At 50.0% G+C, this 21,395-nt stretch carries 23 protein-coding genes; 16 read left to right on the top strand and 7 right to left on the bottom strand.

Going from position 1 to position 21,395, the window contains the following annotated elements; translation table 11 throughout:
- Positions 1–13: 13 nt before the first annotated feature.
- The 5 genes from AC3WT9_RS09405 to AC3WT9_RS09385 all read left to right on the top strand — a co-directional run bounded on the left by AC3WT9_RS09405 (position 14) and on the right by AC3WT9_RS09385 (position 5,072).
- Entirely contained in the window at positions 14–901 is an 888-nt protein-coding gene (locus tag AC3WT9_RS09405) for a carbohydrate ABC transporter permease (RefSeq protein WP_341092161.1), read from the top strand.
- An 83-nt stretch (positions 902–984) separates the two neighbouring features.
- On the top strand, positions 985–2,637 hold the full coding sequence (locus tag AC3WT9_RS09400) for a type 2 periplasmic-binding domain-containing protein (protein ID WP_341092163.1): 1,653 nt from the start codon (positions 985–987) through the stop codon (positions 2,635–2,637).
- A gap of 47 nt (positions 2,638–2,684) precedes the next feature.
- Positions 2,685–4,040 carry a glycoside hydrolase family 30 protein gene (locus AC3WT9_RS09395; RefSeq protein WP_341092165.1) on the top strand — a complete coding sequence of 452 codons (1,356 nt, stop codon included), beginning with the start codon at positions 2,685–2,687 and terminating at the stop codon, positions 4,038–4,040.
- A 138-nt stretch (positions 4,041–4,178) separates the two neighbouring features.
- On the top strand, positions 4,179–4,670 hold the full coding sequence (locus tag AC3WT9_RS09390; protein WP_341092166.1) for a GNAT family N-acetyltransferase: 492 nt from the start codon (positions 4,179–4,181) through the stop codon (positions 4,668–4,670).
- Between the two features lie 153 nt (positions 4,671–4,823).
- A complete protein-coding gene (locus tag AC3WT9_RS09385) occupies positions 4,824–5,072 on the top strand; it encodes a hypothetical protein (protein WP_341092167.1) in 249 nt (82 codons plus the stop codon).
- Positions 5,073–5,076: 4 nt separating this feature from the next.
- Here the strand turns inward: AC3WT9_RS09385 and AC3WT9_RS09380 are convergent, their stop codons facing one another.
- On the bottom strand, positions 5,077–5,895 hold the full coding sequence (locus AC3WT9_RS09380; RefSeq protein WP_341092169.1) for a serine/threonine protein kinase: 819 nt from the start codon (positions 5,893–5,895) through the stop codon (positions 5,077–5,079).
- Positions 5,896–6,120: 225 nt separating this feature from the next.
- On the opposite strand from AC3WT9_RS09380, the gene AC3WT9_RS09375 reads away from it, so the two are divergent.
- Positions 6,121–7,032: a hypothetical protein gene (locus AC3WT9_RS09375; protein ID WP_341092171.1), complete on the top strand. Its 912-nt coding sequence runs from the start codon at positions 6,121–6,123 to the stop codon at positions 7,030–7,032.
- A gap of 221 nt (positions 7,033–7,253) precedes the next feature.
- Here the strand turns inward: AC3WT9_RS09375 and thiD are convergent, their stop codons facing one another.
- Positions 7,254–8,066 carry a bifunctional hydroxymethylpyrimidine kinase/phosphomethylpyrimidine kinase gene (gene thiD, locus AC3WT9_RS09370; RefSeq protein ID WP_341378241.1) on the bottom strand — a complete coding sequence of 271 codons (813 nt, stop codon included), beginning with the start codon at positions 8,064–8,066 and terminating at the stop codon, positions 7,254–7,256.
- A gap of 259 nt (positions 8,067–8,325) precedes the next feature.
- On the opposite strand from thiD, the gene AC3WT9_RS09365 reads away from it, so the two are divergent.
- On the top strand, positions 8,326–9,447 hold the full coding sequence (locus tag AC3WT9_RS09365) for a glycosyltransferase (RefSeq protein WP_492407546.1): 1,122 nt from the start codon (positions 8,326–8,328) through the stop codon (positions 9,445–9,447).
- Between the two features lie 430 nt (positions 9,448–9,877).
- Here AC3WT9_RS09365 and AC3WT9_RS09360 read toward each other — a convergent pair whose 3' ends face one another.
- On the bottom strand, positions 9,878–10,639 hold the full coding sequence (locus AC3WT9_RS09360) for an SGNH/GDSL hydrolase family protein (RefSeq protein WP_341092174.1): 762 nt from the start codon (positions 10,637–10,639) through the stop codon (positions 9,878–9,880).
- 174 nt (positions 10,640–10,813) lie between these two features.
- Between AC3WT9_RS09360 and AC3WT9_RS09355 the strand changes: the two genes are divergently transcribed.
- The 4 genes from AC3WT9_RS09355 to AC3WT9_RS09340 all read left to right on the top strand — a co-directional run bounded on the left by AC3WT9_RS09355 (position 10,814) and on the right by AC3WT9_RS09340 (position 13,475).
- A complete protein-coding gene (locus AC3WT9_RS09355; RefSeq protein WP_341092176.1) occupies positions 10,814–11,218 on the top strand; it encodes a hypothetical protein in 405 nt (134 codons plus the stop codon).
- Positions 11,219–11,222: 4 nt separating this feature from the next.
- On the top strand, positions 11,223–11,624 hold the full coding sequence (locus AC3WT9_RS09350; protein ID WP_341092178.1) for a hypothetical protein: 402 nt from the start codon (positions 11,223–11,225) through the stop codon (positions 11,622–11,624).
- A 229-nt stretch (positions 11,625–11,853) separates the two neighbouring features.
- The gene (locus tag AC3WT9_RS09345) at positions 11,854–12,225 is read left to right on the top strand and encodes a hypothetical protein (RefSeq protein ID WP_341092180.1); all 372 of its coding nucleotides are present in this window, start codon (positions 11,854–11,856) and stop codon (positions 12,223–12,225) included.
- 20 nt (positions 12,226–12,245) lie between these two features.
- On the top strand, positions 12,246–13,475 hold the full coding sequence (locus AC3WT9_RS09340; protein WP_341378244.1) for a beta propeller repeat protein: 1,230 nt from the start codon (positions 12,246–12,248) through the stop codon (positions 13,473–13,475).
- Positions 13,476–13,566: 91 nt separating this feature from the next.
- Here AC3WT9_RS09340 and AC3WT9_RS09335 read toward each other — a convergent pair whose 3' ends face one another.
- Both AC3WT9_RS09335 and AC3WT9_RS09330 read right to left on the bottom strand, forming a co-directional pair.
- Entirely contained in the window at positions 13,567–14,667 is a 1,101-nt protein-coding gene (locus AC3WT9_RS09335) for a glycosyltransferase family 4 protein (protein WP_341092182.1), read from the bottom strand.
- 207 nt (positions 14,668–14,874) lie between these two features.
- On the bottom strand, positions 14,875–15,711 hold the full coding sequence (locus AC3WT9_RS09330; protein ID WP_341092185.1) for a sugar phosphate isomerase/epimerase family protein: 837 nt from the start codon (positions 15,709–15,711) through the stop codon (positions 14,875–14,877).
- Positions 15,712–15,811: 100 nt separating this feature from the next.
- On the opposite strand from AC3WT9_RS09330, the gene AC3WT9_RS09325 reads away from it, so the two are divergent.
- Both AC3WT9_RS09325 and AC3WT9_RS09320 read left to right on the top strand, forming a co-directional pair.
- On the top strand, positions 15,812–16,783 hold the full coding sequence (locus AC3WT9_RS09325; protein ID WP_341378246.1) for an acetylxylan esterase: 972 nt from the start codon (positions 15,812–15,814) through the stop codon (positions 16,781–16,783).
- A 25-nt stretch (positions 16,784–16,808) separates the two neighbouring features.
- Positions 16,809–17,186, top strand: coding sequence for a YkvA family protein (locus tag AC3WT9_RS09320; protein ID WP_341378248.1), 378 nt, complete (start codon positions 16,809–16,811; stop codon positions 17,184–17,186).
- A gap of 53 nt (positions 17,187–17,239) precedes the next feature.
- Here AC3WT9_RS09320 and AC3WT9_RS09315 read toward each other — a convergent pair whose 3' ends face one another.
- Positions 17,240–17,614: a winged helix-turn-helix transcriptional regulator gene (locus AC3WT9_RS09315; protein WP_038590065.1), complete on the bottom strand. Its 375-nt coding sequence runs from the start codon at positions 17,612–17,614 to the stop codon at positions 17,240–17,242.
- 148 nt (positions 17,615–17,762) lie between these two features.
- Here AC3WT9_RS09315 and AC3WT9_RS09310 point away from each other — a divergent pair, with 148 nt between their 5' ends.
- The 3 genes from AC3WT9_RS09310 (at position 17,763) to AC3WT9_RS09300 (ending at position 19,778) form a co-directional block, all read left to right on the top strand.
- Positions 17,763–18,443, top strand: coding sequence for an NAD(P)H-dependent oxidoreductase (locus AC3WT9_RS09310; RefSeq protein WP_341378249.1), 681 nt, complete (start codon positions 17,763–17,765; stop codon positions 18,441–18,443).
- A 238-nt stretch (positions 18,444–18,681) separates the two neighbouring features.
- The gene (locus AC3WT9_RS09305; RefSeq protein WP_341092194.1) at positions 18,682–19,092 is read left to right on the top strand and encodes a CidA/LrgA family protein; all 411 of its coding nucleotides are present in this window, start codon (positions 18,682–18,684) and stop codon (positions 19,090–19,092) included.
- Complete coding sequence (locus AC3WT9_RS09300; protein ID WP_038590072.1) at positions 19,089–19,778, top strand: LrgB family protein; 690 nt, start codon at positions 19,089–19,091, stop codon at positions 19,776–19,778. The genes AC3WT9_RS09305 and AC3WT9_RS09300 overlap by 4 nt, the downstream gene beginning before the upstream one ends.
- A gap of 10 nt (positions 19,779–19,788) precedes the next feature.
- Here AC3WT9_RS09300 and arfA read toward each other — a convergent pair whose 3' ends face one another.
- Positions 19,789–21,297, bottom strand: a complete 1,509-nt coding sequence (gene arfA, locus AC3WT9_RS09295; RefSeq protein ID WP_341092195.1) for an arabinosylfuranosidase ArfA — start codon at positions 21,295–21,297, stop codon at positions 19,789–19,791.
- Positions 21,298–21,395 lie beyond the last annotated feature (98 nt).

Here is a 21,395-nt window from a genome sequence, read left to right as displayed (position 1 = left end):
AGGAGGCCTTCCCATGAATCGAAAGGCGGTTAAGGAAGATCTCGACAGCCGAATCTTCGATGCCATTAATATAACGCTGCTAGTGCTTGTTACCGTTGTTATTCTAGTCCCTTTGTGGAATGTCATTATTTCTTCACTCAGTTCAGGCCGGGCGCTGGCGGAAGGCGGGTTTATATTCTGGTCCAAAGAGTTCTCAATGGAAAATTACCGCGCCGTCTTCCGGGACAGCAGCATCTGGCAATCGTTTTTTATCTCGGTGTCCAAAACGCTGATCGGCGTCATTACCCATGTATTTTTCTGTGCGATGGTCGGTTATGCGCTCAGCAAAAAGTATTTACGCGGCCGCAAGCTGTACGTGGCTATGGGCGTCATCACCATGTTTTTCTCGGGCGGGATGATTCCAACCTACCTGCTGATCAAATCCCTGGGGATGCTCGACAGCTTCTGGGTCTACATTATTCCCGCACTCTTCAGCTATTACGATGTTGTCATACTGATGAATTTCTTCAGAAATGTGCCGGATTCGCTTGAAGAATCAGCCAAGATCGACGGCGCTGGCGATTGGCGTGTTTTTCTCAAAATATTCATCCCGCTGTCCATGCCAGCTATGGCTACGATTGCCTTATTCAACGGTGTCGGACAATGGAACGACTTCATGACAACCAAACTTTATATTACCGATCAAAACTTATATCCGCTGCAAATGAAGCTGTATGAAATTATTGTGCAGTCTCAAACGCAATCCATGCAGAATATCGGAGGATCAGCTGTGATCGAAACGACCACCAAAGGGGTTCAACTTGCGACAATTGTCATTACCACCTTGCCGATTGTTGTAATGTATCCATTGCTACAAAGGTACTTTATCTCTGGCATGATGATGGGGGCGGTAAAAGAGTAGAGGTCACTTGCAGAGCAGTAGAGAAAAAAGCAGACAGTTGTGAAGTCTCAAGTAAGCGTTTACAAAAAATGGGAGGTTACACAATGGACAAAAAGATGAACAGAGCATTCGCTACAAAAGGGCTCAAGCTGTGTATTTCACTGATGGCTGTCATGCTGGTAGTCAGCGGCTGCGGATCAGGCGGCAATTCCAAAAGCGGATCTAAAAATAACATGGTATCCATAGAAGACCGTTACACACCGGACCCGGAAAAACCGGCATGGACGCTGGACAAAAAGGAAGAAACCACTGAGCTTACCTGGTATGTGAATGCAGACTGGTGGAACACCGATTTCGGCAAGGATGTAGTGACCAAGAAGATCAAAGAGGATCTGAATATTAATATTAAATTCATTACCGGTGACGATACCAAATTAAACACATTTTTTGCCGGCGGCAAAATGCCGGATCTGTTGACTATCTTTGACTCGAACTCCCAAATCGTGCAAAAAGCCGCAAATTGGGCGGTTCCGTTAAATGATCTGGCCGAAAAATATGATCCGTATTTCAATAAGGTTGCAGCCCAGGACACGTTGAACTGGTTTCAGTTGAAGGATGGCAAAACTTATGGCTACCCGAACTATTCCAATACGCAGGCCGATTATGACAGCGGTAACATCCCGGCCAAAACCGCATTTATTGTGCGCAAGGATGTATACGAAGCACTTGGAAAGCCAAGCATGGGCACCCCGGAAGAATTCAAGAGTGTACTGGACAAAATCAAAACACAGTTCCCGGACATGATTCCTTTCGGCTTCAACTCTATCGGTGAAGGCAGCGGATCCCTGGGCGATGTGCTGCAGGACTTTATCGGGGTGCCGCTGGAAGACAGCAATGGCGGATTCTACAACCGCAATTTGGATGAAGATTATCTGGCCTGGCTGAGAACGCTTAATGCCGTCTACCGGGACGGGAATATCAGCGATGACAGCTTTGCCGATGACGGAACCGCTTTTGAGGAAAAAGTGAAGTCCGGCAAATACGCTACCATTTTCCTTGACGGCACACCTCAGCAAGGCGGCAATCTGCAAATCTTCATGAGCGGCAACCCGGGCAAGGAGTATATTGCCATTGACGGTCCGCAAAGCACTGTTGGAAATCAGCCAACCCTGAATCAGTCCGGGATTACCGGCTGGATGATCAGCTACATTACAAAAGACAGCAAGGATCCGGCCAAAGCCATTCAGCTGTTCACCTACCTGCTCAGCGAAGAAGGCCAGATGCTGATGAACTACGGTATTGAAGGCGAAACCTATAAGAAAAACGATCAGGGCAAGGTGGAATTGCTGCCTGCCATTAAAGACCTGCAGCTCAACAATGCGGATAAATTCAAGAAAGACTACCGGATGGGTGAATTTATGTTCTTCGGGCATGACCGTCATAAATCTATCAGCGACGACGCATTCCCTGAATCTATTAAACAAATGCAGGAATGGGGCAAAGGCAAGCTGAAACCGCATTTCATTCTTGAGAACATTAACCCTGACCAAGGTACCCCGGAAGCACGGGCATTGACAGCAATTAATACGAACTGGAACACAGCGCTGGTAAGCATGATACGGTCAAAGAGCGAAGCCGAGTTCGACAGTATCCTTGCAGGCTACAAATCCTTCCTGGATGCCAACAGCTGGGATAAGATCGTGGAAATCCGCAGTGAAAAGATGAAGCTGAACAAAGAAAAATTGGGCATAAAATAATCTGTGAACAAGCCTGAGTCCGAAATATAGAAACTGGAGGGAAACACATGCGTGAGCTATTGATTTACCAGTCCAAGGGTGAAGGCGAGCTATTCCAGAAACAGTCTCCGGAGCAGCTGCTGCCTGCTCTTTCGGGAGTGGAGATTAGTGTAGTTGCCCTTGATGACAACCTAACCTACCAGCAGATGGATGGCTTCGGTGCTTCCTTTACGGATTCGGCTGCTTATCTGATCCATCAGGTGCTGGATGCGGAGCAGCAAGCAGAGGTCATGACCAAGCTGTTCGATCCGCAGGACGGAATTGGCCTGTCTGTATTAAGAAATCCGATGGGGGCATCCGATTATGCCCGAACCTTATACAGCTATAATGATCTGCCTGAACAGGAAACCGATCCGGAGCTGGCCCGTTTTTCAGTGGCTCATGATGAAGAGGATATCATCCCTTTACTGCAGCAGGCCTTGAAGCTGAATCCGGCAATCAAGCTGTTTGCTTCACCTTGGAGTGCTCCCGGCTGGATGAAAACGAATAGATCGATGAAAGCCGGACAATTGAAAAAAGAACATTACGGCACCTATGCGAACTATTTCGTGCGTTACATTCAGGCCTATGCTGACAAAGGGCTGCCAATTTATGCGGTCACCCCGCAAAATGAACCCTTATACGAACCGACACATTACCCAAGTATGCTGATGCAACCCGAGGTGCAAATTGATTTTATTAAAAATCATTTAAAACCCGCATTTATAGCACATCAGCTGGAGACAAAAATTCTTAGCTATGATCACAACTGGGACCGCCCCGACTATCCTCTGACAGTATTAGAGCAGGCGAACGAAGAGGTAGACGGTGTGGCCTGGCACTGGTACGGCGGGCAACCGTCGGCCCAATCGGAGGTTTTTGAAGCCTTTGCCGGCAAAGAGGTTCATTTTACCGAAGGCTCAGGGGGAGAATGGATTCCGCCGTTTGAGCAGGCCTTCTCGAATGTCATGCGGACCGGGATTGAAATTCTAAAACATCACAGCAAATCGTTTATCCTGTGGAATATGGCACTGGATGAACATAACGGCCCTACGGTCCCAGGCTTTGGCACAAGCACCTGCCGCGGAATCGTGCAGGTCAACCAGCAGACCCGGGAGCTGGTGTATACGCTGGATTATTACGCGCTGGCTCATTTCAGCAAAATTATCCGCCCGCAAGCGGTGCGCATTGCATCCGCTTCGGGCAACGAGGTGATTCGTTCCGTTGCCTTCAAGAATACGGACCAGTCCATTGCTGCCGTGCTGTTCAATGACAGCGGGAAGGCGGAGAATGTTGCTGTGAAGCTGCAGGGAAGAGAGTTGTTAACCTTCCGTCTGGAGGCCAAGAATGCCTTGTCCATCCTGATCAGCGACAGCGTTGAATAAGCGAGCAGAAGCTGGGTCCTATCGGCTCCTTAGGGAGCGAACCGGCGAGAGAATATTCTCGCCGGTTTATTTCTGTACCGTAAACCGTGTAAACTCAGGTAGAGGATAAGTGACTGTTTATTGTAAAGGAGAGATGAGATGCTGCATTATAAAATCCGGCTCATGGAAGAGCTGGATGCGCGGGAAATCGTGAAATGGAGCTATGAAGCGCCGTATGCGATGTACAATCTGTCTGACGATCCTGAAGACATTCAAGAACTGCTGGACGGCTCCTATTATGCTGTGATCAGCCCTGAGAATGAACTGGCCGGGTTTTTCTGTTACGGGCGCAACGCGCAGGTTCCCGGTGGAATCCGTGAGGGTTTGTACATAGGTGACAAGGTGCTCGATATCGGTCTTGGCTTAAAGCCGGAACTCACCGGAGAAGGCAAAGGGCGCGATTTTCTGGAATCCGGTATGGAATTTGCCCGGCGGAAGTACGGCCCTGAGCGATTCAGATTAAGCGTGGCCGCGTTTAATAAGCGGGCCATTGCTTTATATAACAGTGTTGGCTTTAAGCCGGCAGGGGAGTTCGTAAATAACAATGGAAAACACGAAATGGTGTTTATGTTGATGGAGTGTCCAAGCTGATACCGAACCGGTCAAATCCCTGCAAATTTGCACTAGGGCAAAAAATATGTTCTAATTTTAGTATATTCTAAACCCCAGCTTTTTTGTTGCATATACATGTAGTACCCTGAGACGAACATAAGGTCTTGGCCAATTTACAGAGGAGGCGATGGTATGTTTAAGAAATTGCTGAAAAAGGTAATTCATTCCGTTGAGCATTCCCAGCATAAACACTCTAGCAGCAAACGGGGAAGGCAAGGGTATGCCCGTCATTCCAGCTCCGATAAGAAAACACAGGTTTACCGTCATTCCAGCAGTGACAGACCAAGATCCCGGGGAGGCTCTTCCTCGGACTACCGTCATGGCAGCGGTCATAAAGGGCATAAATATTATAAGAATAGATACGGCAGCCATTCGAGCTGAGCGGTTAAGACTTCAGCCCGGGGAGGTTTGCCGATAGTTCGGAGACAAACTCGGAGGTGCTCTGATAAGGTACACCTTCACCGAGCAGCCTGATGAGAATAAGCTCCAGCTGTGGTGAGAGCTCAAGCTCCTCCATCCAGTTGCCTTCAGCTGCACCGGATGTGGGGCTGAAACGGGAGTAGAGCATGAACAGCATTAGATGTCCGATATCAAATAGATCACCTTGTATGGTTGCAGGCTTCGACGGCGTTATGCTGTTGGAGCCTGTTTGTGTTTGCTGCCGGGCTGCTGTGTTATTACCGCCGATCAGCGCAGCTAATCCAAAGTCGATCAAATAGAGGTCTTCACCCCGCATAATCACATTTGGAATGCGGATATCCAGATGAACAAAACCCTTTGAGTGAACATATTGCACACGTTTCATAAGCTCCAGTGTCCACTTCACCGTGTCCTGTTCTCCAAAAGTCCGGCTATCTGCAAAGATCAGATCCTCTAAGGTTTGGCCTTCCACATAATCTGTCACCAGCCAATAGGAGCGGTTCTCGCTGAAATAATCGCGGCAGGCCGGGATGAAGGGATGCTCCAGCTGTGAAATGACCTCCCGTTCCCAGGCCAGCATCTTTTGGCCGATTCCTTTCTTGCTCGGCTTGGCCTGCTTCACAGCTACAATCTGCTGCTCCTGTTCGTCCATACACTGGTAAGTAATTCCGTAGCTGCCAATGCCAATTTGTGCTATTATTCTGTACCGCTTACCGATAAAACTGCCTTTCTCCAGTGGATAGTCCGCCCATGCCTGCAGGAAGCTTTTCAGATATTTATACACGTTGATGTTACCTCGTCTTCTTCATTTCTCATGATTTATAAATTATATCATTGGCCTTGGGGCATCTGCCATTCCCGCTGCTGAACGGTCAGTTATCAGAACATTCAGAGAGAAATTGTGTCCGGTGTCAGTAAAATATATAATGAAAGAGTAAACGCAGCTAAGAACAGAGACGGCAGCGGCGAAGCAAGGCGGGCATCATACATACCAAAGGAGAAATTTAATGTGAATGAGAAGCTGAAGAAGGCATATGAACGAGTGGGATTGTCTGAAAACGTATCCAGAGAAGAGATAAATAAACGGTTTGATCTGCTGCTTAAACGGCGGCGTTCCAAAGCTTCCGATGATGAAAGGTCGGCGCCGGAGGAAGATTTTCAGGCCTTCAAGTTTATATTGGATAGTCTGGACGAGCAGGAGATTCAGGAAGCCGAACAGCAGAGACTGGCGAAATACGGCAAGCTTTCCGGTTTTGCGAGTAAATGGGAACGGTTTATGCGCCTGTACAAGACACATGTAATTGTATCCATTATTATCGTTATTGTACTGGCTGTAGGCGGGAACGCGCTCTATAACAATTGGCAGCATAAGAAATATCTCGCCTCTCTGCCCCCGGTTGATGCGGAAATCATGTTCCTGGGCAATTTCGGGGTTCAGGACCCGGATGGCAAGACGGATGATCTGGAAAAGGCAGTTATCGCCCAATACCCTGATTGGAAGCGGGTGGAGGCCAGTATCGTTTATCTCCCGCAAACAGGACCCGGTTCGGATACGTTTGATATGAACTACATGCAGAAGGCCGTTGTAGAACTGGCGGCGAATCAGCCGGATGTTCTCATTCTGGATGAAGCAACCCTGGAATGGATCGGAGGGCAGGATGGCTTCGGGAATCTGGAGGCCGTCGTAGCAGACGGGGCAATTGCCAAAGACGATTCACGGCTGAAATGGGGGAAGAATGAAGAAAGCGGACAGGAGGAGCTGTACGGAGTAGACATTACAGACTCACCGTTTGTTTCCGCGCTTCCACTCAACCACAATTCCAAAAACATCATCATTGGGGTCCTTGGTGAAGATGAAAACAAGGACAAGCTCATTTCGTTCATCGAGAAGATCGCCGGGAAGTCAGCCGCTCAAAAATAAGCCTTGAGGTTCTCTGAAGCTTCGATTGTATAGAACAAACCGTTATTGTGCTGCTTTGTGCAGCGCGATAACGGTTTGTTACAATAGGCAAACAAAAACCGTGCCACCTTATACAGGGCACGGTTTTGTTATGCGTATACCAAGCAGGTAGCAGGTTGAGGGACGCATATTCAGTCAGGGAATTACAGCCCTGCCTGTGCAGTCCTACAGCCCGGCTTGTCCTACTGTTCCAGGCGGTAACCGCCATGAAATACAGGGCCGACATATTGATTGAAGGCGTAACCGCTGCGGATGGCTGCGGAGACGAAATCCTTCGCTTTGACTACTGCGTCATGCACGGACAGGCCGTTCGCCAGGCCGCCGGTAATGGCAGCTGCAAACGTGCAGCCTGCTCCGTGATTGTATGCAGGTTCAATCTTGGCGGTCTCAAGTACAGTATATTCGGAGCCGTCGAAGAAGACGTCAATCGCAAGGTCTCCACCTAGCGCTTTCCCGCCTTTGACAACAACATTTTGGGTTCCCAGTAAATGGATCAGGCGTGCAGCCTCTTTCATTTCTTCAATCGTTGTGAGCTTGCCCAGTCCGGAGAGCACCCCTGCTTCAAACAGGTTAGGAGTGGCTACGGCAGCCAGCGGCAGCAGCAGATCGCGGATGGCATTTGCGCTCTCCGGGTTCAGCACCTCGTCTTCACCTTTGCAGACCATAACCGGGTCAATGACCACATTGGTCTGGAGGTTTTCCTTGATCGCTTTTTCCGCAACAAGCACAATATCCACACTGCCCAACATCCCTGTCTTCATCGCGTCCACAGGTCCGCCGGCAAAGATAGTTTTCAGTTGCTCCGCCACGATGGAAGAGTCAATCGGGTAGACATTATGGTGCCAGCCATTATCCGGGTCCATGGTGACAATGGTCGTTAAAGCGCTGAAGCCGTAGGTGCCATACTCCTCAAAGGTTTTTAAATCAGCTTGAATGCCTGCGCCTCCACTGGAGTCACTGCCGGCAATGGTTAGGGTTTTTATGATCTTTGACAAAGGTAACGTCTCCTTCTTGTATATGAAATTCTAAAGCCTGATTCAGAGGGAATCATTTTAAACTCTTTCGATATTATAACAAAAAACACCGCCAGCGTCCTCAAAAAAGCACACTGCGCTTGTTTCACTCCGGGCTTTCGCCTTAGGGTCAGTGGTGAATGCGGAAATGTCATAGGTAGGAGCAAGGGTTCCATTCCTGCTGCGGTGCATATCAATATAGGAGAAAAGCGTGTGCTCACAAAACTTTGAGGAGGGTACCATGATAGAAATCAGCTTATGCATGATTGTCCGCAACGAGGAGAATAGCCTGCCCCGCTGCCTGTCTTCGGTAGGGGCGATTGCTGATGAAATCATCATTGTGGATACCGGGTCAACGGACAACACCAAAGAGATCGCATTGTCCTTTGGGGCGGTTATTTATGATTTTACCTGGATTGATGATTTCTCAGCCGCCCGCAATTTTGCTTTCAGCAAAGCTACCAAGCAATATATCTTCTGGCTGGATGCCGATGACTACCTGAAGGACGTGGATCATGCACGGTTCAGGGAGCTGAAGCACAGCTTGCCAGACGGTGTGGACAGTGTGAACATGCAGTACAATCTGGCTTTTGACGAAGAGGGGAGAGTCGTCACCTCTTTGCGCCGCAACCGGCTGGTCCGCAGAAGCTGCAATTTCAAGTGGATAGGTCCGGTGCACGAGTATCTGGAGGTCTACGGGCCCGCTTACAGCAGTGATGTCTGCATCACTCATGAAAAAGACAAAGTATACACGGACCGCAATTTGCGGATTTATCAGAAACGTGTCGCGGAGGGTGAGGTATTCTCGCCGCGCGACCAGTATTATTATGCCAACGAGCTGCGCGACCATGGAATTTATGAGGAAGCCTGCCGCTATTATGAGCTGTTCCTCGACGGAGGTTTGGGCTGGGTTGAAGATAATTACCAGGCCTGTCTTAGGCTGGCTGAATGCCGGGAGCGGCTGGGAGACAGGGAGGGAGCCTTCCAGTCGTTATGCCGCACGCTGCAGTATGATACCCCCCGGGCGGAGTTTTGCTGCCGGCTAGGTGCCTGGCATGTAGAGAAAGGCCAGCTGCTCCCGGCTGTCTACTGGTATGAGCTTGCGATTAAACTCCCGCGGAATAATGATTCTATGGGTGTGAAGAACGAGGCGTTTGCCACCTGGGTACCGAATCTTCAGCTTGCTTTATGTTATGACCGGCTGGGCCAGCGCGAGAAAGCTAATCTATTCAATGAAGCCGCTTTGCTTTATCATCCCGTCCATCCCAGTATGCTCTACAACCGCAATTATTTCAAAAATGTGCTCGGAGACAATTATGTAGAGCTGTATTCACGGGAAGCTGCCGAGAAGGAAGCGGAATAACGTGTTGCCCGCCCAGCTCCTTGGCCGCTATGCCCTTTGAATAAGGGGCTTTTGAGCAGACCTGCTTGCACTTTGCGGCTGCATCCGGACTCCAATGCAGCTATTTCGGATAAAAAGCATCATTCAGCGGGGAATCGGACCTCATGGACGTTATGCTCTACATTTGGCGATAAATAGCCGCCTTTTGGCGAGAATAACGGCTATGCAGTCCGCCGGCAAGGAATACAGCACGTTCCTGGTAAGATTGCGGCTCCTGAGTCCGGTAGACACAGCAAACCTAATAAGCCAGTTTACTGGAACAGCATTTTCTGAATGCAGGAGACAGAACCATCTGTTCCGCCAGCTGCCTGCGGTAGTTTCCAGCCCATAATCCCTGAAGAGGCGGCAAAAGGCCCGCTGCATCTATCCTATGCAGCAGGCCTTTTAGACTTTAATGACTGTGTGCAGCCTGTCCGGTGCTGTCCACCAGCAGCTGGGGTTCACTGCTTCGGATGAAATCCAGCACCTTATCAAAGATGATGCGGTGTCCTTCTTTATTGGGATGAATTCCGTCCCGGCAGATGAACTTGGTGAAATCCGGCTGCTGGAGAAAAGCGCCCCGGACATCAATAATTTTGGTTCGGGTGCTCTCGGCGACCTTGATTATCGTGGAATTGTATCTTTCCTGCCACCAGTAGATTTTAGTGATGCTGCCGAGCCATTTCAGAATATTCACTTCCGACGCCGGGTTGTTTCCGCTGACCCATTTGAAATAGCTGTCCGCATCCAGCGGAGGGAGACTCATCAGAATAGGCATAATCCCCTGGCTCTTCAGGAAATCAATCATATCCAGCAGCATTTTTTCGAATGCCGTAAAATCGGTCTTGGGGTTATGCTCTGCCTCAGGGTTATTCATAATTTCCTCCCAATGAAAGTCGCAGTCATTTCCCCCGTATTCGATCAGTACCACATCCGGTTTCTCCTTCAGCACATCCCGTTTCAGATTGCCGAAGCCCTTGAGCAGTGTGTTGCCGAATCTGGCCGTATTGCGCAGCGCGCCCTTCAGATTGCCCTGAAGCAGCGACACGTAATTTTCTTCCAGAATGACATATTTGCTTCTCGCTTCATCATAGACCACCCCTTTGGAGATGGAATCGCCGCTCACCATATATTTAAACTCAGGCACGGCAGTTTGTTTGTCCGATACGTTCATATGACTAGCCTCACCTCCGATAGCTATATTGTATTTAATCTTAGTGTAATCCATTCGTCCAAGGATTGCCTATGTATATATGTCATGGATTTAGGGGCTGAAGAGGTCCAGTCACTTCTTTAATAATGCCATATCCTATATAGAGTTAAATTTGTGACAAGGAGGCGTTTTGTAATGACCCAGGTTGTTGATTTCAGTAAAAGCTCAATATCCAGCTTCAGCCAGTCGATTTCCGTGCCGATCCTTGGTGCTCCTTCAAGCAATACACTGACCCAGTTTGGACTCGCGACAGCGCAGGGAGGCAGTGTCCTGCTTAATGCTTCGGTTGGCGTTGAAAATACACTCGGAAGTCCGGACCTGCTGTTCACGATTTTGCGCGGGGCAGCCGCTATTTTCACAATTCGGGCAAGTGCACTGAACGCCGGACAGTTTGACCCGATCAGTTTCTCCTTTGTGGATGCCAATGTGCCTGCCGGATATTTTGCCTATACACTGACTGTCTCGATTGTTAACAATGCTGCGCTTAATTCTGCAAATCTGGTAGGTCCTGTAGATTTCTCAGGACTATCGTTGGTGTGACGCCATGACACAACTCATTGATTTCGGAAAAAGCATCCCGGCGAGCTTCAGCCAGTCCGCATCATTGCCCGTAAACAGCTTGCCTAACAGCACTGTTCTGGGACAATTCGGTTTATCTGTAGGCGCTAACGGCTCAGTTTTGCTTCAAGCCACCATCGGCCTTCAAAGCAGTGGACCAAACAGCTCCGACATTATTTTTACAATCTCGCGCAATGCGGTGCAGGTTTTCACCATTCGATCCAGCGGGCTGGCAGTAAACGACTTTGAAGCCGTTCATTTCTCTTTTGCAGATAGCGGAATCTCTGCCGGATATTATGGATATGCTTTAACCGCTTCTTCAATCGGTACGGTGAACCCGCCGGTTATTATCGGGCCGCTTTTATTCTCGGGGCTTTCTATACTTTAACTTTTGGAGGCTGCCGGAGTAATCATGCTCCTGGCAGTTTTTTTATACTCCAGACCGTTATTATTAATTTCCGTTTACTCACCGGTTGGGCAAAGTTTTCTCTCATTGGACAAATAATATCCACATACACATGAATGGAATTGTATTATTCCTGATTACGAAGGAGGGGCTGTGCGTTGTCCTGCGGGAAACTCTCTGCTTGCAGCAGACGGAAAGGAGTTCAGAAAATATGCCCTTTACAACGGGGGCGGTTTACAACCCGCCGGCCGGACTCAACCATATCGACCGAATACAGATTTCGTGCCTGAATGATTCGATTGTATCCTCAATTAACATCAATTACCAAATTTTTCATTTCCGGGGCAGCAATTTTACCCGCGTCCCGGTGGGCGAGGCCTTATTTCAGGTCAATCCCCAGCAGTTAGTCGTTCAGACCTTTTCTGTGAATCTCGCTGATTATTATGAAGCCCAGATCAATTTCTATAGTGCTGTTAATACTATCGTGAATGTGTTTGCTTTGGACGCTGCAGGGAATGTCCTGGAAAACATTCTGCAGCCGGAGCTTACATACATTGACCGCTTAACAATTATCTCTACTTAAAAATGGGGTGATACGAATTGGTGAATGTCAATGTTACCGCCGGGCTTCCGGGCAATCATATTGAACCTTCCATCGCAGTCAATACGTTGAGTCCGAATATTCTGTGCGCGGTGGCGGTGGATGACAGCACAGGTACAGCTTTGACCGGATTCTACAGGTCTATTGACGGGGGGCAGACATGGTCAGCTACTATTCTGCCGCAGGCTCCGGGGTATGTGAGTGCTGAAGCACCCACCATAGACTATACGTTTCCGAATACCTTTATTGTTGCCGTTCATTTTTTTAATGAGTTCCATGACGGTACCATTGCGACCTATACCTCTTTCGACAACGGCGCGACCTTTAACCCCCCTGTTATTGTCCGGCGGGGTTTTGGTCTCTATATCCACAATGATGAGCCATTTCTTGCCGTGGACCGCTCACCCTCCAGTCCGTACCTGGGAAATGCCTATGTAGGCTACACGCCGCTTTATGATCTAGCATTGAACTCTGCGATCTTCTTTCAACGTTCCTTGGATCAGGGAGTTAGCTGGGAACCTCCGCAGCGTATATCAGATCCGAGAGGGAGGCTTGAGCGTGCTGCTCTGGCAGTCGGACTCGCCGGTGAGGTATACGTCGGTTATATTCAGCTTGGGGCGGGACCTAAATATGCCTATATCCGGGTTTCACTGGATGGCGGAGTCACCTTTAATCCTCCGGTTACCCGTGGAGCTACATTTATTGCCAATACAGTGCCTGTGCCAAGTCCGCTGCCCGTACCGAATTATGCTTTCCGAGTGCAGACGAATCTCAGCCTCGGGACGGATATCTCAGCCGGACCCTTTGGCGGGTTTGTGTATGCGGTCTGGAATGATTTCCGGCTGGGGTATGCAGACATCTTTTTCTCGCGGTCGCAAGATGGCTTACTCTGGTCCCAGCCGGTCAACATTACGGGCGCACCGCCAGGCTCGCAGAATTTTTCACCATCGATTACGGTGTCACCTTCCAACGGAACAGTGCGGGTAATTTATTATACGAACCGTCTGGATGGTTTCCTGCTGGATGTCTTTGTGGCGGAATCCATCAACAGCGGCTTGTCCTTTGTGAACCGGCGAGTAACGGATGTGTCCACAAATCCGAACGGGAATTCACCTACACCCGTTCCGCTAATCGGTGATTACATTACAGCGGCAACGATCTTCCCGGATACACTGGGAGCTGTATGGAACGACACGCGGCTTGGAAAACAGGATGTTATTTTCGGGAATTGAACATATGTATGTAAGCCGCAACAGCATAAACAGCAGCTCAACGCCACAATCGGGCAGCTGCGCTGCTGTTTTGCTTTTGAGGAAATCGTTATTACCTGCCTGCCCTAAAGCTGTTCATCCTACGCACCAGTGCGGACTTGGGCTGATTGTCAACAGGTGTGCCTTGGAGGAAATTTTTGATACTCTGTTCCATGATTCTGACGCTGTTCTCCCAGGTCCAGCCGACAGAATCATTTTCTCCCTGCATGGCTAACCGGGCTCTGAGCAGATGATCCTGGCTCAGGCGGATAACATCCTCGGCGAGCCGGTTCTCGTGCCGGAAGGAGAGCAGACAATTCTCTTCATGGCGTGCATATTCCAGATTGCCGCCGGAGTACACGGAGACGAGCGCCGCTCCGCAGCGCATAGCTTCCAGTCCCGGAAGGGACCCGGTATCGAAAATGCTGGAGCTGACAAAAATATCCGCACCATTGTAGTGATAGCAGAGCTCTTCATCATTCTGAGGTGTGAAGAAGCGGTATTTGCCGCTGGCCTTCATCTGCTGCAGGGAATCCGAGGTATAGAATTCATCCGGCGGACTGATGAAGTTGATGTTTACACCGGGAAGATTCTGTTTGACGATATCCAGCTGCTGTACCAGATAATCCTGTTCGCGATGCCAGGAGAAGCCGTTCTCAACCTTGCGCAGAATAGCGGTAATGTTCAGCGGCTCCTGCAGTTTGTGGCGGATACGCATATTATTAAAGGAGGAGCTGATGCCGACAGGCACAATACTTCCTGAAATCCCATGATTTAATTCAATCAATTCCTTCTGCCACTGTGATAGAACGATCAGCTTGCCGGTGGTATGATAACTGGGAAAGGATACATGATTTTCCGGCAAAAAAAGCGGCTCGTAACATAAGGACAGGCGTACATGAATTCCCTTTCCATTCTTGCTGGCGGCTTCGGCCACAGGCACAGTGGTATAGAAATTGGAAACAATGACATCGCTGGCGGGAAAGTCAGTTTCACGCAGCACCGTGTGGTCGGTGCGGAGCAGGGTGGAGTGGATCTCATAGGAGATGTCCCCCTCCAGCGGCATGAGAATCACAACCTGGTGGCCCAAAGCTGTCAGACCGTTGGTAAGCTCCACCAGCATCCGTTGTGCCCCGCCATGGCATAAGGTGAGAATGGGGAATGTGAACCTCATCGATGATCGCCTCCCTTCTGGAGAATCCAGCATCAGCAGCGATGCTTGTTGTATACTATTTTATTCAGAAGGGCAGGAAAAGTACCGGGTATCCGGTCATTAATCAAAATGAGGATGAGTGAAGAGCCGAGAGCTGGTCCGTTGTCCGGAAGCTCGCGGCTGCAGGAGGAAGACGCGCATCTTTTGAACTGGAAGCTTTACAATTAATCAATTCCCGAGAGCGGTCAGCAGGGCAACTGTTTCCCGAATTTCAGGTAGAGTGATTTCCTCCAGGGAGACATCAATCATAGGCTTGAAGGTCTGAAGCTTTTGCAGGAATTCAGCAGTGTGGAACAGCCCCTGGCCCGCTTTTCCGTGACGGACATGGTTCCCTTCGCGGTAGATATCCTTCAAGTGGGCCAGGATCATCCGGTCACCCAGCAGACTGAAGGCGCTGTCCACAATTTCATCCTGCCGGGACACCTCGTAACCGATCCAATTGCAGGGGTCGAACACGACGCCTATGGAGCTGGAAGGCACCTCATCCAATAGGCGGCGCATTTTTTGCGGGGTGGATAAGGTGTGGGTACTGACGCCTTCGATCCCCAGAAATACGCCCCATTTCTCCGCTTCCTCGGCCAATTCTTCCACCGTAGTCCGCAGCGTTTCCCAACCGATCTCCTCGTAACGGTAAGGCTCTATCTCTTTAAACGTATGCAGGTCCCCGGTTTCTGTAGCTACCATCGGTGCGCCGAACTGTCTGGCAAACTGCAAGTGTTCCTTGAAACGGTCGATTTCTGCCCTGCGGACCACCGGGTCCGGATGAACGGGGTTGATGTAGCAGCCGAGAACACCGATACGGATTCCTGCCTTGTCGAATTGCTCGCCGATATAATTGGCCAAGCCGGGACTCAGTTTGCCGGGGGAAGTGTCGATATCCTGTATTGCCTTGGACAGAGCGAGCTGCACGAAGCTGATATTGTGGGCCTGCAGTGTGGAGGTTAAGGTCTGGAGCGGCAGACAACCTGCTGAATGCGCCAAAGTTCCGTATCGAATGATGAACATCTCCTTTTGAATTCTCTGGATTTATATTATTATTACTATTAATATTAATAACGCTTACAAGAACTTGCAATAACAAAGACTACGACTAGGAGATTATGCTATGAATACTATTGAACTGCGTAAGCAGGAACTGGAAAACTGCCGTCCTGAACCGACACTTGATGCACAGTCAGCCGACAATTACTGGGATGGAATCCTTGCGGAATATGAACAGAAGCCGCTGCACATTACCACTGTTCCCGAAGAAACTCCCTATCCGGGCATGGAGGTTAACAAAGTCAGCTTCAAGGGATTTGATGAAACCACGGTGCATGCCTGGCATATTCAGCCGTCCTGGAATGCAGAAGCCCGGCAGGCGCTGCCCTGTATCGTTACATTTCCGGGTTATACCGGGGACCGGGGATACCCGGAACGTTATGCCTCATGGGTGCTTCTCGGCTATGCTGTTCTGGCTGTAGATGTGCGGGGCCAGCTGGGTGAGACGGGAAACCTGCTGCCCCAGAGCAGCGGTGTTGCCAAAGGCTGGATCACCCAGGGGATCCTGGAGAAGGAGCACTCCTACTACATGGCTGCGGCGATGGATGCCGTCCGGGCCGTGGATACCGCCGCGCAGCTGCCCGGCATAGATCCCTCACGCATCGCTGTTACCGGCGGCAGCCAGGGAGGCGGGCTTTCCCTGCTGGCAGGCGCGCTGAACCCGCGTGTCGCTGCGGTCGCTGCCGACATTCCGAATCTTTGCCGGTTGGATTTCGGGGTGCTGAATTCAACCAGCTCTTTGACAGAGATCGCCGATTATATCAGGCGATACCCGGAGCATCTGGAACGCATTCTGCATAATCTTGCCTATTTCGATATTGTGAATCTGGCGCACCGCTTTACTGCACCTGTAATGATGTCTGTCGGCTGGAAGGACACGGTATGTATGCCGGAAACGATCTATGCTGCGTATAACCGCATTACGGCGCCCAAAGAAATTTGGGATTACCCATTCTCCGGACATGAGGTCGGCGAGTTCCATAACCGTCAGAAGGCGATATTTTTTCAGCGGCATTTGGGGGCAGCCCAGGATTAGTCTACAATTACAGGAGGGATCGCTAATGGAAAAGGACGGAAACAAGCTTCCCGCAGAACTCGTAGCGGACCATTTCAAATACAGCAAAGAGAATGAGAGGCTGGTGCAGAAGAGCTTCTGGAGCAAAACCAGAAAATTCGCCGGCAAAATTCCTTTTACCAAAGATGCGATTGCGATGTACTATTGCGCCATTGACGCCAAAACTCCATTGTGGGCAAAAGGTATTGCCTTCGGAGCATTAGCCTATTTCATCTCTCCGATTGATGCTATTCCTGATGCCTTGCTCGGTCTGGGACTGACAGATGACGCAGCTATTATTGCGGCAGGCATTCGGGCAATCGCCGGACAGGTAACGGATGAACACCGGGAGAAGTCAGAGGTTTTCTTCAACGGGGATAAATAAAGCAGTTCATACAAAAAAAGGTGCAGCATCAAGCCTGCACCCCTAATTCTGAATCAACTAGGGCAGCTTTCTTTGGAAAGCTGTTTTATTTTGTATTCCTCGCCCCAATCCCTCATCAGCATAATGATCGGGATCAGTGTCCGGCCGAATTCAGTCAGGGAATACTCGACCTTTGGCGGCACTTGATGGTAGACCTCGCGGTGCACCACTCCGTCTTCCTCCAGCTCGCGGAGCTGCAAGGTCAGCATCCGCTGGGTAATGCCGGGACAGATACGGCGGAATTCATTGAACCGTTTCTTGTCGTCCATTAAATGGTATAGAAGCACACCCTTCCATTTGCCGCCAATAACGTCGAGCGTAAATTCTACGGGGCACGCTGTTTCGTTGCCGTCCGGGCATTGGCCAAATCCGCCTTTTCGATCTCGCATCCGGGGATCACTCCTATAGTATCAATTTGTATACTACATAACAAAAATGTGCGTACTATAAATTCCATTATATATACTTTAATATTATGCTTGTAAGCCATAATCAGTCAAACTTAACTTGTCCAGTTATAGAAAGGGAGTATGTAAAATGGAAGCCAGTGCGATAGCAGCAGCCAAGCATGAAATCCTATCCGCCTTTGAATTCAGACATGCGACGAAAGTGTTTGACAGCAGCCGGAAAATCAGCGAAGATGATTTTCAGTTTATTCTAGAGACGGGACGGTTGTCTCCAAGCTCCTTCGGGTTTGAGCCCTGGCGGTTTGTTGTGGTGCAGAACCCGGAAATCCGCGAGAAGCTGCGCCCCTTTGCCTGGGGGGCCCAAGGACAATTGCCAACCGCCAGCCATTTTGTGCTGATCTTGTCCAGACAACCCGGCGATATGGCCGCCGGATCGGATCATATCCGGCGTATGATGGAGCAGGTGCAGAACCTGCCGCCCGAAGCTGCTGAAGGTAAGCAGCAGACTTACGATACTTTCTTGAAAGTCGACTTTGGGCTGAAAGACAATGAACGGGCCATGTTCGAGTGGGGGGCCCGCCAGACGTATTTGGCTCTCGGCAATATGATGACCGCCGCAGCGATGATCGGCATCGATTCCTGCCCGATAGAAGGCTTCGACAAGGCGAAGCTTGAAGAGGTACTGGCTGCTGAAGGTATTATGGACCCTGAGCATTTTGGGATATCCTGTATGGTGGCCTTTGGTTACCGGATCAATGAGCCGCGCGGGAAAACTCGGCAAACTGCCGGGCAAGTGATTCAGTGGGTGTAATGTAAAGAGGTGTAATGTAAATAGAAAAAACCTCTCCATGTGAGCGGCAGTGTGAGAACACGATCCCGCTCTGGAGAGGTTTCTTTTTAGGATATAAGGATTTATTTTGATCTACACTCATGAAAATACATAGAAGCTTCGAAAAATAATTGAAAATTTACTGAAAGTTCTGCTACTCTAATATAGTCAGTATTTTTACATAGGATATTCATTTTAAGACTGAAGGGATTCCTGCATCATGAAAATCATCCGCATTATTGCCGAGGTCGGAATATTGTACGCGTTCTATCTGGCCGGAGACTATCTGCAAAAGCTGTTGCATCTCCCGGTTCCGGGCAGTATTGTCGGGCTTCTGCTTCTGTTTATATTGCTGCTCTGCAAAATCGTGCCGCTCAAGCTGATTGAGAATGGCTCCTCCTTTATTCTGGCCTATCTTCCGATGTTCTTCATTCCGGCGACTGCCGGGATTATGAACCACCTCGATATTTTCAGCGGCAGAGGACTCCTGCTGATTGCCATTCTCGTGGTGAGCAGTGTGCTGACCATGGTCGTAACGGCCCATTCCAGCCAGTGGTTCACCGGCCGCAGCGCCAGACGCAGAAACAGCTACCGCGCCGGAAGCCTTAGAGAGAAGGGGAAGGAAGCATGAGATTTTTGCTCGCAGTTGGCTTTATCCTGCTTAATGTGGGAATTTATCTCCTGATGTCCATGCTTTACAAACGTTATCGTTTCCCCGTACTTCTACCGGCCCTGACGGCAACCTTTACAGTGGTTGTGCTGCTGATGGGCTTTCATATTTCCTACGACACTTATATGATCGGCGGCGAGTGGATCAACAAGCTGCTTGGACCTGCAGTTGTTTCTCTCGCTTACCCGTTGTACAAACAGCGTCATGTGTTGTGGCAGAACCTTCCCGCAGTGCTTGGGGGTACGGTAACCGGACTTCTGGTCGGGATGTTCAGCGGCCTGCTGATGGCGGCAGGAATGGGGTTTTCCAAATTATATGTTCTTTCAGTCCTGCCGAAATCGATTACGACTGCTGTAGCGATTCAAATCTCCAGCAATCTGGGCGGAGATTCCTCGTTGACTTCCGTATTTGTGATGATTGCCGGATTCACCGGAGCCATCGGCGGTCCTTACATCATCAAGCTGTTCCGCATCCGGGGCGAGTCCGGCATCGGGATCGGTCTGGGCACGGCTTCACATGCACTTGGTACGGCAAAAGCCTTGGAATATGGCGAACAGTCCGTCTCCATGAGTTCCGTAGCGATGACGGTGTGCGCTATCGTCGGCTCCATTATCGGACCGCTCGTGGCCTGGATCATGTATCATTAATACCTCTGGACTAGCCGTTCACCTGCAGCCGGATCACATTCCAGGAAGCCTTGGGAAGCAGGGCGCTTACGCGTCCGCCGTCTGCTGTGGCAGTGCCGCGGTCATGCGGCAGGACCGTCCCGGGGTTGCTTCGGGTGTTCGTTGCATGAATATCCTCATGTTCCAGTACGGTATGCTGGAGCACGGTAACAGCCCCGAAGCTGCGCAGGTCCACAGCTAGCTCCAAGCCTTCTGCCAGATGGCGGTTAACGGCAAACACAGTTACCTCGTTCAGCTCTTCGTTGTACACACTGATTGCTTCCAGATAGGGAACATCGGTGAAATCCTTGGAATCATATTTCGGACTGGAAATGAGCGGGTGCAAAACGGTCCCGCGGCCATAGACGGAAGCATGCATATAAGGATAGTACGTGGTCTGCAGCCAGAGCGGGCCGCCGTTTTCGGTCATAATGGGTGCAATGACATTAATAAGCTGGGCAATGCAGGCCATCTTCACCCGGTCCGCGTGCTTCAGCAGAGAGATTAGACAGCAACCCACAACAAGCGCATCCTCCAGCGTGTACACATCCTCGAATTCCGGCGGGGCGACCTGCCAATGCTGCTCGGCGCGGCTTGAACCCTGGGACTTCCACACATTCCATTCATCCATGGAGAGATAAATCTTTTTCCTGCTCTTTTTCTTGGCCTTGATATAATCGCATACAGCGGCTACACTGTCGATAAACTGGTCCATATCCAGGGAGCGGGCCAGGAAATTGGGGGTATCATCTTCATTGTTATTGTAATAGGTATGCAAAGACAAGAAATCCACATTATCGTAGGTGAGATCCAGCACAGTAGCTTCCCACTCGGCGAAGGTGTTCATCCCGCTGCCTGAGCTGCCGCAGGCGACAAGCTCAAGCGAAGGATCCACCCAGCGCATGGCTTTGGCTGTTTCATTGGCAAGGCGCCCGTATTCAACTGCCGTCTTGGCCCCGATCTGCCATGGACCATCCATTTCATTGCCGAGACACCAGGTTTTAAAGGCATGCGGGGCTGCATAACCGTGGGAGATCCGCAGATCACTCCAGTAAGAGCCGGAGGGATGGTTGCAATACTCGACCAGATTTCTGGCCGCATCGATCCCGCGGGTACCGAGATTGACGGCCATCATAACTTCGGAACCTGCCAGCTTAGCCCACTCTGCAAATTCATTAGTACCCATTTGATTGGTTTCGGTCGTCCACCAGGCGAGTTCAAGAGAGCGCTTACGCTCAGCCTTGGGACCAACTCCATCTTCCCAGTTGTAGCCTGAGACGAAGTTTCCGCCGGGATAACGGATAATCGGGACATTGAGCGTGCGGATGGCCTGCAGGGCATCTCCGCGGAAGCCGTTCTCATCTGCTGTTGGATGTCCTGGTTCGTAAATACCGCCATAGACAGCCCGTCCCAGATGTTCAATGAAAGAACCGTAGACCCGCGGGTCCACCTCAGCCAGCTTAAAATCCTTATCGACAATCATCGAGGATTGTATCGTCATGAATTTCCTGCTCCTTTGTTTAGGATTAATGATTATATTAATCCGTTGAAGTAATAACTGATTACATAATACGTATATCAAGCTATACTAAGCAATAT

It is taken from the genome of Paenibacillus sp. EB106-06-01-XG199 (assembly GCF_058791575.1).
This window is presented reverse-complemented; position numbering and strand designations above follow the sequence as displayed.